We start from the raw sequence: 12298 nt of genomic DNA on the forward strand, positions 1-12298 counted from the left end.
GTTCAACAATGAGTGAGGCATAAAAGGAGGACTATTATTATGGCGAAACATGAACTTCCAGCTTTACCTTACGCTTTTAACGCGTTGGAACCACATTTCGACGCTCTAACCATGGAGATCCACCACGATCGTCACCATGCTACATATGTAAATAACTTAAATGCAGCATTAGAGGCGCATGGAGAACTATCTTCAAAATCGGTTGAAGATTTGATTGCTTCATTGGATTCACTACCAGAATCGATTCGTGCAGTTGTACGTAACAACGGCGGTGGACATGCAAACCACACCTTGTTCTGGGAAATCTTAAGTGCAAACGGTGGCGGAGAGCCAGTGGGCGAACTAGCAACCGCTATGAAAGAAACATTTGGTAGCTATGAAGAGTTTAAAAAGCTCTTTGCAGATGCTGCTGTAAAACGTTTTGGCTCTGGTTGGGCTTGGTTGGCGTTAAAAGATGGTAAGCTATTTGTTACCAGCACAGCGAATCAAGATAGCCCGATTATGGAAGGTGCGACTCCTGTTATCGGTTTAGATGTATGGGAGCATGCATACTACTTGAAGTTCCAAAACAAGCGCCCTGACTACATTGGTTCTTTCTGGAATGTAGTAAACTGGGATGAAGCAAACAAACGCTATCTTGCCGCTCGCGGTTAAGATCCATATACGTAATAAAAAACGGTTTCCTATGGAATATAGGATGCCGTTTTTTTATTTGTCAATGGAAATCGATTACAGGGAATGAATTCCTATTGTTCCGGTGTGGATAGTCCCATATAATAAGACACATGTTTTTGAACAAAGACACCGAATTTCATATTTGGAAGGAGGAACTACGAATGAGTATCAAACCATTCATTCGCAGATGGGGTTTGTTCAGTTTGGGAATCATCATTGCCCTATCTTGTACCACTGTTTTTGCAAAAAAAGCATCTTTTAATGCTTTTCATATAGAGTCTACTGTGCCTGCTACAATGCCAGTTCCTACGGATGTGGTTTATCAACAGATGAGCGCAACCATTAAGAAAGCAGTACCAGAGAAGACGACATCTAAGTCTACGGGTACAGGGCAAGAGATCAGTAACAATAGTAAGAACGATAAAATAGATAATAAACCTAACTTAGAATTACTCGCTCGTGCTGTCTACAGTGAGGCTCGCGGCGAAGAATTTCAAGGTCAGGTTGCCGTTGCATCTGTCATTATTAACCGCACGGAATCAGGTCAATTTCCACGAAGTATCCGTGGAGTGATCTTCCAAAAGAATGCTTTTACGGCTGTTTCGGATGGACAGTTTTGGTTGAAGCCAGATGCGGAGGCGTATCAAGCGGCAAAGTTGGCATTAAAAGGATCAGATCCAACTGATGGAGCTTTATTTTATTATAATCCGAAGACAGCTACGTCAAAGTGGATGAAAAACAAAGCAGAACAGAGTAGTACAAAACGCATTGGTAATCATGTTTTTATGCAGTAATAAGGGTTCGACTAAACCATTCCTTGTATGTAAAGGAGTGGTTTTTTTGTATGCTCATGAAAATCTCCTAGATGACACACAATAACGAAAAAGGAGGTATGTTTCATGGCGCGTAAAAGAAGTCGTTTGTTAGTAAGAACGGCAGGTCCGGAGGTGGATCGTCTTCAAATGGATGTGATGAATCGTAAGCTCGGAACCTCATTTTCAAATCGAGAGGACCTCAAAGTGGAGATAGCAAGGCAATTTGATATCCCCTACCAGGTAAAAGGATCGAATGGAGCTTTGCGAGCGGAGGATGCTGGTAAGATTGGTGGAACGATGGGCGGACTTTTGGTAAAAGAGTTGGTGCGGATGTCTATGGAGTCGCTTTCTAAGAACCGTTAACCCCGCTAGTATAAAAAATAAAGAAAACAGCAGTTTTTTTAGTGGAAACTAGTATAATGGGGGTAGAATATTTAAGGGGGAGTCATCCAAAATGGAGCGAGTCTTACTGCTTACCATGGGCTTTGGTACAGGACATAACGCCGCGGCCAAAGCGTTGGAAGCGGAATTTAGTAAAGTACCGGGTGTGGAAGCGGAGACAGTTGACCTATTACAGTTGATTCCTAAGTCCCTACATCCTCTGGTGCAATCAGGCTATCATGGGATGTTGGCAAAGGTTCCATTTTTCTATCATTATCTTTATGACTGGACTTATCAATCGAAAGTGATACGGCAATTATCTAGTGAAATTATTGAAAAATTAGGGCGCGCAATTCGCAAGAAAGTCCTGTCCTTATTAAATGCATTTAATCCTACACGAATTGTGACTACTCACCCATTCTCTCTTTTATTGCTACCGCCAATCTGGAGAGGGATTCCTACAGTGGGTGTGGTTACCGATTATGAGCTTCACCCGATGTGGGTGGTACAGGTGCCCGATGTTTTATGTGTGCCTAAAAAGTTGTTAGACGAGCAACAGATGGAGCAACTTACATGGAAGTCAGGATGTAAAGTGATGGAAACGGGGATTCCCATCCAGCCTAGGTACTATCAATCGATTTCTCGGGAGCAAGCGCGCACAGAACTTGATTTACCTGCTACGAAGCCAGTCGTGCTGGTGATGGGTGGTGGAATGGGGCTTGGACCCATGGAGCAAATGGTGATGGAGATGAGCTCGATTTCCGGCATTCAATTTGTTGTGTTTACGGGTCGAAATGAGGCTTTATTGGATAGGTTGAGTAAACGCTTGTTTGCATCGCCAGTCCGATTGCTGGGTTATTGTGATCAAGTGGATTTGTACATGTCGGCGGCTGATTTACTTGTGACAAAGCCGGGCGGCATCACGATTACCGAGGCGATCGCCAAACGGTTACCTATGTTTTTGTTTCAGGCTTTTCCGGGTCAGGAAGAAGCAAATCAAGCATACTTAGTGAAGCATCGTGTTGCCGTTATCACGCGATTAGCTACGGTTTGTTTGCAGTTGGACAAGCAATTTTTAGCAGGTTTCAATTCCCGTCAGTGTACGGAGCGTTTTGAAGGAATTTTATCTCCAGATGCGGCATCAAAAATATTGGAAGCAACTTTTGCATTATCGCCTAATAAAATCTATATGCTGTAAGTGACGAAGTTTCTAGATATAAGAAAAGGGAGGAAACTTCTTTGCAAATTGTAACTTACATGATAAAGGCGGATGAGTTAAATATTCACACTCATGATGTAGGGAGTTCCCGCTTAGGCTTTATGCAAGATGATTGGATCGTAGATGCGGTATTCGCCCAGCAATGGCTGATTCAAGAAAAGCAGGAAGTGTTTCCGCACTTGTTGCCCACGGATTTACTTACTTTGTTAGAAAGAGGTAAGAATGAGTTTCTGATCTTAGAAAGTGTCGTAAAAAAAATGGCACCGTTTAATGTCTCCAAATGCAAAGTGGAGGGAGAAGGAATTGCCTTAGAACCAGATGAACTACTCCTATTACCTCCACTACCCATGCCGGTTAGTTTTCGGGATTTTTATGGTTTTGAGCAACATGTGAAAACATGTCGTGAGAAACGTGGGCTAAGCATGGTGCCAGAATGGTATGAGCTTCCTGTGTTTTATTTCTCTAACCACCGAGCCATGGTAGGCATGGATCATAAGATCAAAAAGCCCGACTATACATCTTGCTTGGATTTTGAGTTAGAGGTTGCCTGTGTGATTGGAAAACGTGGTAAAAATATCGCGGTAGAAGATGCGCGCGATCACATAGCGGGTTTGATGATTTTAAATGACTGGAGTGCCCGAGATATCCAGCGAAAAGAGATGGCTGTGGGTCTAGGTCCTTCTAAGGGAAAAGATTTTGCTACGTCGATGGGGCCGTACTTTGTTCCTCTTTCTTCGCTAGAGGATCGGCGAAAAGGAGACCATTGGAATTTGAAAATGGTTGCCCGAATTAACGGAAAGCAAGTATCGAAAGGCAATTTGCGCGATTTAACTTGGACATTTTCTGAGATGGTTGCCCATGCTTCTCAAGACTGTGAGTTGGTTCCGGGAGAAGTATTTGGCTCTGGAACAGTAGGCACAGGTTGTTTATTAGAATTGGGTCCAGAGGTACATCGTTATCTGGAACCTGGTGATATGATAGAGTTAGAGGTTGAACGGTTAGGTGTACTTTGTAACCGGATTAGTAGGAATTAGTATACTATGACCTTCTCCATCCATAGGAGAGGGTTTTTATTTCTTATTTTCTTAGAGAACTGGAGCGATTGATCATTCGAAAACAACAGCAACAACCGCAAAATACAAAAGATAAACGGCAATCGAAGGAGAGTCGTTTAGAGGAAGGGCAAGTTGTCACGATTCCGATTCGAAAGTTAGGGATTAACGGCGAAGGAGTTGGACACGTTCAAAAGAAAGTTGTGTTTGTAGAGGGTGCTATACCGGGTGAAGAGGTTCAAGTTCGCATTGGACAGGTTGAGGAACGGTTTGCCTATGGTGAACTGATGAAAGTGATCAAGCGTAGCCCTTATCGAGTAGAGCCGGAGTGTCCTGTGTATGATCGGTGCGGAGGCTGTACGATTCAACATATCCATAAACGGTTCCAAGCCCGGCTGAAGCGGGAGCAGATCGAGGAATCATTTAGACGTTATACTTCATTGAATGAATTACCAATAGAGCCAACGATCCGCATGCAGGACCCATGGAAATATCGCAACAAAGCTCAGCTTCCAGTAAAGCAAATCGGGAGAAAAGTAGCGATGGGGCTGTATACGGCTGACTCGAATCATCTAGTGGATGCAAGTGAATGTAAAGTTCATCATCCGAAGTTAAATGATCTCTTAGAGCGTTGTCGGAAAGTAGTGGAGCGCCTACGAATCCCTGTGGTTGATGGTGGTAAGCGTAGTAAGGGGATCAGGCATCTAGTTGCACGGATTGGATTTCGCACGGATGAGGTTCAGCTCGTTATCGTATCGTCAATTCGTCAATTAGAGCAAGAGGCACAGCTTGTGGAAGAGATCCGTAAACGGGTACCTGAGTTAGTCAGTATTGTGTACAACTGGAATCCAGAGGACACCTCGTTGGTATTTGGGGAAGAGACACGCGTACTGTGGGGAGAAGAGAAGCTACAAGATCGTCTCGGGGACTATATGTTCAACTTATCAGCGCGGGCTTTTTATCAATTAAACCCACAGCAGACGGAAGTTTTATATGACCAAGTGAAGAAAGTGGCATCTTTGACAGGAACCGAAACGGTTATCGATGCTTATTGTGGCGTTGGGACGATCGGGATTTGGTTAGCTGCAGATGCGAAGAAGGTGATGGGGATCGAGAGTATTGAAGAAGCAGTGGAAGATGCGAGAGAGAACGCGGAGATCAATGAGGTTGATAATATCGAATTCCACTTCGGACAAGCTGAGGAATTGATTCCTTTATGGGTTGAGCAGGGACTGAGACCTGATGTGATCGTCGTGGATCCCCCGCGTACAGGACTAGGACAGGTTATGGTAGATACTTTGTGCGAGGTGAAAGTTCCACGGTTCATCTATGTTTCTTGTAATCCAGCTACACTTGCGAAAGACAGTGAGCAATTATTGAAGGCGGGTTATGAGTTAGAGAATATTATTCCGGTGGATCTTTTTCCGCAAACGGCTCATATTGAGGCGGTTTGTCGGTTTGTGTATAAGAAGTGATGGGTTTATTGGAGCTAGACCGGAGCATGTATCTGACTACAGCTCAATAGTGTGAGCCTGCGAGGATGTGGAAAAGCAAGTCCGCTTCGTCGTTCGAAGCTAGGGCAAGTGGCAAAACTCGCAAAGAGCGCTCAGACATTGCCACAAAATGCCCTTAGCTACGAAAGACTACGCTAAGTTGGCTCACTATTGAGCTACCGGGATTACTAATCAATCAACATATCTCTTAGACAGACACATTATCCAAGATAGGAGATCACCTCAATGGACCGCATAATCCTAGAAAACGGCATCATTACCACCCTCGATCCCAACTTCCCACAAGTCGAAGCCATCTACATAGAAAACGGAAATATTATCGCTGTTGGTAGCCAGCAAGATATCCTTCATACATACAATGGAGCCAATGTGAAAAGAGTGGACTGCAAAGGAGCCTACTTATACCCCGGATTCGTTGATAGCCATATGCACCTTTCACTAGTAGGGCAAAAACTACAGATGATCGACTTTCGCGAGGTTCGTTCGAAGGAGGAGATGCTCCGATTGATTCGTGAGCGAGCGGAGACGCTACCCATGGATGAATGGATCGTAGGACAAGGATGGCAGGAATCGATGTTGGATCAACTCCCTAGCCTCGAAGAATTAGACCAGTCCTCATTCGGCAGACCCGTATTACTTAGTCGAGTCTGCTTCCATAGCTATCTCGCTAACGGGCGGGCGGCAGAACTAGCGGGAGTTCGTCCTCATCAAGAAGAACCCGAAAAAGGGGCATACGGACGAAACACAGATGGACGATGGAACGGAAGGGTTTACGAGGAGGCATCGCTCCCTTTTCATCAAGCACAGCCAAAGCCAACCTTTGAACAGAAGAAATCCACGATCCGGCAAGCGATGGAGTTGGCATCACAATACGGACTCACAGCCGTCCATACGGAGGATTTACGTTTTATCGAAAGTGTATCCGACTTAATCCAGATTCATCGTGAATGTTGCCAAGAAGGAACTTATCTACGCACGCACCAGCTCATTTACCAGCCACACTTTGACCAACTAGAGGAGCTAGGATTGCATTTTCAAGGTGGGGACGAATGGTTCCGGCTCGGAGCGATGAAATTGTTTGCAGATGGGTCACTCGGAAGCTGGACTGCTTGGTTACAAGAGCCGTATACAGATAATCCAACAACAAACGGGCTCGCCATCCATACAGATGATCAGCTCTTTCGCTTCGCAGAAAAAGCCGCCAAAAGAGGCTATCCCATTGCCGCTCATGCGATCGGAGATGCCGCGGCCGACCAAGTAATCCGTACCATTGAACAACTTCAGCGAAAATATGGAACGGAAAATCCACCTAGACATCGACTGATCCACGCCCAAATTTTGCAACCATCTATGGTAGAGAGAATCAAAAACGCGAAAATTTCTCTCGATTTACAACCGATATTTGTACAAGGTGATTTTCCGTGGGTAGTGGAACGGATCGGTGAACAACGATTAACAACTTCCTATGCTTGGAAAACATTAATCGAAGCAGGAATCCCATGTGCTGGAGGGAGTGATGCTCCTATTGAGCCATTATCGCCACTTCTTGGTATGTACTCTGCTATGACACGGAATCATCATCCAGCCAGTCATTCCGACTATCATGACTCTCAAAAGATAACGGCTGAGCAAGCACTGAGATTATACACACTCGGAAGTGCCTACTTAGCAGGCGAAGAACAGGAACGCGGATCAATTACGCCTCAGAAACATGCAGACTTTACCATCCTAGACCGTGATCTACTGCAATCTACACCTGAGCAAATTCGCGATGCTACTGTATTAGCTACCATCGTGAATGGGAAGGTTGCATATACGAACTCGTCTATTATATGAATCCGATTATATGAACCAGATGACTTCTATGAAGGAGTCATCTTTTTTGTTCTATCTGATTGGGTGGAATCATAGGCTATGCATGAGGTGATCACATGGCCGTGATTCGCACCAACTCAGAACAAATTAAATTATTAGCTAGATTATTACGTGCAGAAGCAGAGGGCGAAGGCGAACAAGGTATGCTGATGGTAGGAAATGTAGGAGTGAATCGAGTTCGAAGTAATTGTTTGGACTTCAAAAATATTCGTACCATTCAACAGATGGTGTTCCAAAATCCGGGTGGATTTGAATCGACTCAGAAACCCTATTTCTATCAAGCAGCCAGAGATCGTGATATTCGCCTAGCTCAAGATGTGGTAAACGGAAGGCGAATCGATCCTGCTCGAAATGCATTATGGTTTTTCCGACCAGTTGGAGCTTGCCCACCAACGTGGTATAACCAAGCGGGTAGTGGTCGTTTTAAAGCTCATTGCTTCTTTGTTCCTACACAAACTGATTGTCCTAGAGTATACACATAGCAGAGGAAGGGGTAAGGGGTTATGTATTGGCAATATCCATATCAACAATATCAGTATGGTGGTAACGTTTCACAAGCAGGCAATATTCAGCAAAGGGTAGAACGTTATTATTCGGAAGACCTTCTGCAAAAAAATATAGGGAAGACGGTTACCGTATATCTCACCTTTGAAAATAATAAACAGTGGAATGCTCGGCAAGTAACCGGGAAGTTACGTGAAGTAGGAAGAGATTTTATACTGGTCAAAGATCGCCAAACAGGAAAAGATCAGATGTATCTAAACATAAATGTCGACTATATCGTATTTGATGATGCACCTGCCACGATAGCAGATGGATATGAGCAAGACTGACTAAAAATGAATAGATCAGGCTGAAAGACTAGGATCCGACTGTGATCACTAGTCTTTTTCTGGTTAAGCGGCTAGATAGCGTTTGATTAATGGCTTTATATTTTCTGTCGGGATCGCAAAACCGAGACATTGTGAAGGATAGATAATAAGTGTATTTACCCCAATTACATGACCGTGAAGGTTGATGAGAGGACCGCCGCTATTGCCCGGATTGATCGGAGCATCCGTCTGAATCACACTATGATAGTATCGATTCGATAACTGAAGAGGACGATTTTTTCCGCTGATGATTCCAGTGGTGGCGGTTTGCTCTAAGCCGAAAGGATTGCCAACCGCTAGTACCCATTCCCCGACTTGTGTTTGAGTGGAATCGCCTAGTTTTAACGCATGGAGCGGATGAGCTGTTTTGATTTGTAGTACGGCGAGATCCTTTTTTGGCTCTGACCAAACGACTTGTGCCGTTACAGGACTACGAATGCCATCTAGTTTGATATGAATTCGTTTGGCGTTTTGGATGACATGATAGTTTGTGAGGATGTATCCTTTGCGTGAAATGATGAAACCACTGCCAAATTGCCGTTCCGGTTGTTGTTGCTGTCGTCTCGGTTGCTCCATCATAATGCCAAATCGATGGGTAGTAGTAGGGGCATCTTCCGTCTGGATCGCAACAACTCCTTTACGTACAGAGCGAATGAGTCGCACAAAATAGTTAGAAGGATGGTGGGCAGCTAGTCGATTTGTATATAATCGTTGCATTTTTTTGGATGCCATCTCGATGATCACTCCCGTTTCTCTAATCCTACTCCAATCATTTTATGATTGAACCTCATTCCTGGTACAGGCTAATAACTAGAAATGAGGGATTCATCATAACTTGCAACGTTTGTCCATATATTGAAGTAGAGGAAGATGATACGGGAGGAATGGGGATGAAACAATTTATTCGTAAAAGCGGTACAGCCCTAGCATTGATAGCGGTTTCGATTTTAGGCACAGTGCTATATATGAATTATATCGAGGATAAAGAGGCAAAAACGTATGTTGAAACCTATACCCAACTAGGTGGTAGCCAGATCGTGAACGAGATGACAGAGACCTACTCCCAAATCATGGAGCAGTATTCTAACTATAAATTGAACCGAGACACAAAAAAGAAATTAGTCGATCGCCTCCAATTGTTAACGAAAAAACTTCAGCAAGTAGAAAATCAACTAAATACGAAAACGGAATCGCAGAAACTCGACTTCGCGTACTTATATCAAGATGCTAAGTTGGTTTCCTTAAGCTTGTCAGATCCAACCAAAGATGACATTGTTCCGGTAGTCGTGCTTCACGCTTCTGAAGGGGTTGGAGAGTGGAAGAAGCAGGTTGTGAATATGGAGCAAGGGGATTAAAAAAGGGCATTTTTATAAGTCTGAATAGAGAGAACGAAACATTGTCAACTAATGATTATTGTTAGTTGACAATGTTTCGTTCTCTTATTATGATTTTATAGAAAAGTTCATCATGAGAAGGAGAAATCATTATGGCTTATAAATCTTTTTTAACGATTCGAGAGATGACTTTATGTGCTATGTTTGTAGCACTTATGACTATTGGGGGACAGATTAAACTTGATTTTACAGGGGTTCCCTTTACTCTGCAAACCTTGATTGTGATGTTGGCTGGTTCTTTGTTGGGTAAGCGTTTGGGCACGATTAGTATGTTTGTTTTTATAGCACTTGTAGCTGTGGGTGCACCTCTTTTGGCCGGCTTTAAAGGTGGAATCGGAACCTTATTTGGACCAACGGGTGGGTATATCTGGTGTTTTCCACTCGCAACGTACCTCATCGGATTCTGTATCGAAAAGCTTAGACGAGGTCAGAAGCCGAAATATTGGCATGTTTTATGTGCGTTTCTTTTGGGAGGGGTAGTGGTTGTTCACTTGATCGGATTTATCTGGTTTTGTAGCTATATGAATGTGCCGTATGGGCAAAATCTAGTTATTGGATTGTTTGTTTTTATACCTGGGGATGTGATCAAAGCGGTTGTTGCTACGGTGATTAGTTTGGGTGTGTATAATGCGATGCCAGGTTTGTTACGGAATAACAGGGCAAAGAGTAGTAAGGCGATTGGATGATTCGAGGGTTGAGGGATTGTTTGAATAGCTACATATTGGATGATGGAGAGTGAAGGATGTGGTCAGATACATGCCCCGGGACAATCTCCTTAGTACTAGCAGTATTTCATTCGTTATTTCATCAGTAGCTCATCAACATATGTAAGAAAACAAATACTAATAGCCTCTAGAATACATTTTCTAGATGGCTTTTTCTCTGTTACAATCAAATATACAAGCTAAATGAAGCCAACATGTTAGGAGAACAATATGAGTAAAACAAAGACCTCTCGTTTAGATAAAATCCTTGCTAACTCTGGATTTGGAACACGCAAGGAGATAAAAAAGCTTTGCAAACAGGAACTAGTCCGCGTAAACGGGCAAATGACGAAAGATCCTTCTACCCATGTGAATCCTTATCAAGATGAAATATTTGTGGGAAATGAGCGAGTTTTTTATAGTGAGTGGGTGTACCTGTTAATGAATAAACCAGCAGGAGTCATTTCTGCTACAGAGGATCACCAGCATGAGACGGTTATTGACATAATCGATGAAAAGTACAAGCACTTTGATCTGTTCCCTGTAGGGCGTCTGGATAAAGATACCGAAGGCTTTCTATTACTAACGAATGATGGGAAACTGGCCCACCAATTGTTATCGCCTAAGAAGCATGTGGCGAAAACGTACTATGCCGAAATCGACGGGGTGGTTACAGAGGAAGATATCGAGGCATTTTCTAAAGGAGTTACTTTGGAAGATGGATATCAGACACTCCCTGGGAAGTTAGTGATTTTAGCCAGTGGGATGCTATCAGAGATTGAGCTTACGATTACAGAAGGAAAGTTTCACCAAGTAAAACGGATGTTTGAAGCAGTAGGGAAAAAGGTAACGTATCTTAAGCGGATTTCCATGGGACCTCTCCAGTTAGATCCCTCTCTTGATTTGGGAGAATACCGAGAGCTGACCCAGGAGGAAGTTATTCTACTCCAACAGGCAAATCGTAGTGAATAAGTTTGCAGTTGGGGTACATTGCTAGGGAGGGACCATGTCCATTACGACGACTGTGGCCTTATTAAAAAAAGTATCGTTTCGCGTTTTTCCAAAAAACCTACCCGTTACCGATATTCGTATTCCATCTGAACTTCGTTTGATCGGAACGGGAACAGATGCGATTGTAGTGCAGGATCCTCGGGATACTTCGGTAGTCTATAAATTATTTCATCCCGATCGGTTATGCAAAAAAGAAAACGAATGGAAATCTTATCAACAACTAGGGGAATCATCCTATTTCGCTAAATGCTATGGTAGTCAAGATAATTATCTGATCTTAAGTTATGAATCCGGGTTGACTCTATTAGAGTGCTTGGAACAAGGTGTTGAGATTCCAGAGCAAGTGCTCGAAGATGTAGACGAAGCCCGTTTCTATGCGAGGTCTGTTGGATTAAATCCAAGGGATATCCACTTGAAAAATGTTTTTCTCCAAGAAGGTCGGGCAAAGCTGGTGGATATATCGGAGTATGTGATTCCTGGAAATGATTATCGATGGGATCACTTGGTAGAAGGGTATCGACAATTTTATCCACTGATTCGGGGAATGAAAATTCCCAAGTGGATGATTGAATACGTAAAAAATTTATATCTTGATCAAAACGGCAAAAAGAAATCTTTCTCTGTATCAGAATTTGGAAAAAGATTGTTTCGTTTGTTTAGTGCATAATGATCTGTAAGAGAAAAACGATAACGAGCTTCGTTTTTCTTTTTCTATCTAAACGATGAAATGATACAATTAAAGGGACGATGATACGCGCGGCTTGTAAAATATAGGCGAGACGAGGG

The 12298-nt window shown here is 43.3% G+C and carries 14 protein-coding genes; 13 read left to right on the plus strand and 1 reads right to left on the minus strand.

The window, feature by feature from the left end; all coding sequences use genetic code 11:
- Nucleotides 1-39: 39 nt before the first annotated feature.
- The 9 genes from J2Z48_RS09035 to J2Z48_RS09075 all read left to right on the plus strand — a co-directional run bounded on the left by J2Z48_RS09035 (nt 40) and on the right by J2Z48_RS09075 (nt 8364).
- Nucleotides 40-654, plus strand: a complete 615-nt coding sequence (locus J2Z48_RS09035) for a superoxide dismutase (protein ID WP_307252802.1) — start codon at nt 40-42, stop codon at nt 652-654.
- A gap of 182 nt (nt 655-836) precedes the next feature.
- Nucleotides 837-1469 carry a cell wall hydrolase gene (locus J2Z48_RS09040; RefSeq protein ID WP_307252804.1) on the plus strand — a complete coding sequence of 211 codons (633 nt, stop codon included), beginning with the start codon at nt 837-839 and terminating at the stop codon, nt 1467-1469.
- Between the two features lie 105 nt (nt 1470-1574).
- A complete protein-coding gene (locus J2Z48_RS09045) occupies nt 1575-1853 on the plus strand; it encodes a small, acid-soluble spore protein, alpha/beta type (RefSeq protein WP_307252805.1) in 279 nt (92 codons plus the stop codon).
- Between the two features lie 91 nt (nt 1854-1944).
- Nucleotides 1945-3069 carry an MGDG synthase family glycosyltransferase gene (locus tag J2Z48_RS09050; RefSeq protein ID WP_307252806.1) on the plus strand — a complete coding sequence of 375 codons (1125 nt, stop codon included), beginning with the start codon at nt 1945-1947 and terminating at the stop codon, nt 3067-3069.
- 41 nt (nt 3070-3110) lie between these two features.
- Nucleotides 3111-4124 carry a fumarylacetoacetate hydrolase family protein gene (locus J2Z48_RS09055; protein WP_307252807.1) on the plus strand — a complete coding sequence of 338 codons (1014 nt, stop codon included), beginning with the start codon at nt 3111-3113 and terminating at the stop codon, nt 4122-4124.
- A 68-nt stretch (nt 4125-4192) separates the two neighbouring features.
- Nucleotides 4193-5617, plus strand: coding sequence for a 23S rRNA (uracil(1939)-C(5))-methyltransferase RlmD (gene rlmD / locus J2Z48_RS09060; protein ID WP_307252808.1), 1425 nt, complete (start codon nt 4193-4195; stop codon nt 5615-5617).
- 264 nt (nt 5618-5881) lie between these two features.
- Nucleotides 5882-7492 (plus strand): amidohydrolase, encoded by a 1611-nt coding sequence (locus tag J2Z48_RS09065; RefSeq protein WP_307252809.1) that lies wholly within the window; start codon nt 5882-5884, stop codon nt 7490-7492.
- A 95-nt stretch (nt 7493-7587) separates the two neighbouring features.
- Nucleotides 7588-8013 carry a cell wall hydrolase gene (locus J2Z48_RS09070; RefSeq protein WP_307252810.1) on the plus strand — a complete coding sequence of 142 codons (426 nt, stop codon included), beginning with the start codon at nt 7588-7590 and terminating at the stop codon, nt 8011-8013.
- 21 nt (nt 8014-8034) lie between these two features.
- Nucleotides 8035-8364, plus strand: coding sequence for a spore coat protein GerQ (locus J2Z48_RS09075; protein WP_307252811.1), 330 nt, complete (start codon nt 8035-8037; stop codon nt 8362-8364).
- Nucleotides 8365-8427: 63 nt separating this feature from the next.
- On the opposite strand, the gene J2Z48_RS09080 is transcribed toward J2Z48_RS09075, so the two are convergent.
- Entirely contained in the window at nt 8428-9135 is a 708-nt protein-coding gene (locus tag J2Z48_RS09080; RefSeq protein WP_307252812.1) for a S1C family serine protease, read from the minus strand.
- A 158-nt stretch (nt 9136-9293) separates the two neighbouring features.
- On the opposite strand from J2Z48_RS09080, the gene J2Z48_RS09085 reads away from it, so the two are divergent.
- From J2Z48_RS09085 to J2Z48_RS09100, 4 genes are all read left to right on the plus strand, one after another.
- A complete protein-coding gene (locus J2Z48_RS09085; RefSeq protein WP_307252813.1) occupies nt 9294-9758 on the plus strand; it encodes a hypothetical protein in 465 nt (154 codons plus the stop codon).
- A gap of 131 nt (nt 9759-9889) precedes the next feature.
- Entirely contained in the window at nt 9890-10483 is a 594-nt protein-coding gene (locus J2Z48_RS09090; protein WP_307252814.1) for a biotin transporter BioY, read from the plus strand.
- Between the two features lie 249 nt (nt 10484-10732).
- Nucleotides 10733-11473, plus strand: a complete 741-nt coding sequence (locus J2Z48_RS09095; RefSeq protein ID WP_307252815.1) for a pseudouridine synthase — start codon at nt 10733-10735, stop codon at nt 11471-11473.
- A 34-nt stretch (nt 11474-11507) separates the two neighbouring features.
- Nucleotides 11508-12179 (plus strand): serine/threonine protein kinase, encoded by a 672-nt coding sequence (locus tag J2Z48_RS09100; RefSeq protein ID WP_307252816.1) that lies wholly within the window; start codon nt 11508-11510, stop codon nt 12177-12179.
- Nucleotides 12180-12298: the final 119 nt, after the last annotated feature.

Origin of the sequence: Croceifilum oryzae, from assembly GCF_030814315.1 — a bacterium.
Lineage (GTDB): Bacteria > Bacillota > Bacilli > Thermoactinomycetales > Thermoactinomycetaceae > Baia > Baia oryzae.

Excerpts from the sequence above, each read along its gene's own strand:
- J2Z48_RS09095 (WP_307252815.1), top strand. The coding sequence starts at position 10,733 with ATGAGTAAAACAAAGACCTCTCGTTTAGATAAAATCCTTGCTAACTCT.
- J2Z48_RS09050 (WP_307252806.1), top strand. The coding sequence starts at position 1,945 with ATGGAGCGAGTCTTACTGCTTACCATGGGCTTTGGTACAGGACATAAC.
- J2Z48_RS09045 (WP_307252805.1), top strand. The coding sequence starts at position 1,575 with ATGGCGCGTAAAAGAAGTCGTTTGTTAGTAAGAACGGCAGGTCCGGAG.
- J2Z48_RS09075 (WP_307252811.1), top strand. The coding sequence starts at position 8,035 with ATGTATTGGCAATATCCATATCAACAATATCAGTATGGTGGTAACGTT.
- J2Z48_RS09040 (WP_307252804.1), top strand. The coding sequence starts at position 837 with ATGAGTATCAAACCATTCATTCGCAGATGGGGTTTGTTCAGTTTGGGA.
- J2Z48_RS09065 (WP_307252809.1), top strand. The coding sequence starts at position 5,882 with ATGGACCGCATAATCCTAGAAAACGGCATCATTACCACCCTCGATCCC.
- J2Z48_RS09070 (WP_307252810.1), top strand. The coding sequence starts at position 7,588 with ATGGCCGTGATTCGCACCAACTCAGAACAAATTAAATTATTAGCTAGA.
- J2Z48_RS09085 (WP_307252813.1), top strand. The coding sequence starts at position 9,294 with ATGAAACAATTTATTCGTAAAAGCGGTACAGCCCTAGCATTGATAGCG.
- J2Z48_RS09035 (WP_307252802.1), top strand. The coding sequence starts at position 40 with ATGGCGAAACATGAACTTCCAGCTTTACCTTACGCTTTTAACGCGTTG.
- J2Z48_RS09090 (WP_307252814.1), top strand. The coding sequence starts at position 9,890 with ATGGCTTATAAATCTTTTTTAACGATTCGAGAGATGACTTTATGTGCT.
- J2Z48_RS09100 (WP_307252816.1), top strand. The coding sequence starts at position 11,508 with ATGTCCATTACGACGACTGTGGCCTTATTAAAAAAAGTATCGTTTCGC.
- J2Z48_RS09080 (WP_307252812.1), bottom strand. The coding sequence starts at position 9,135 with ATGGCATCCAAAAAAATGCAACGATTATATACAAATCGACTAGCTGCC.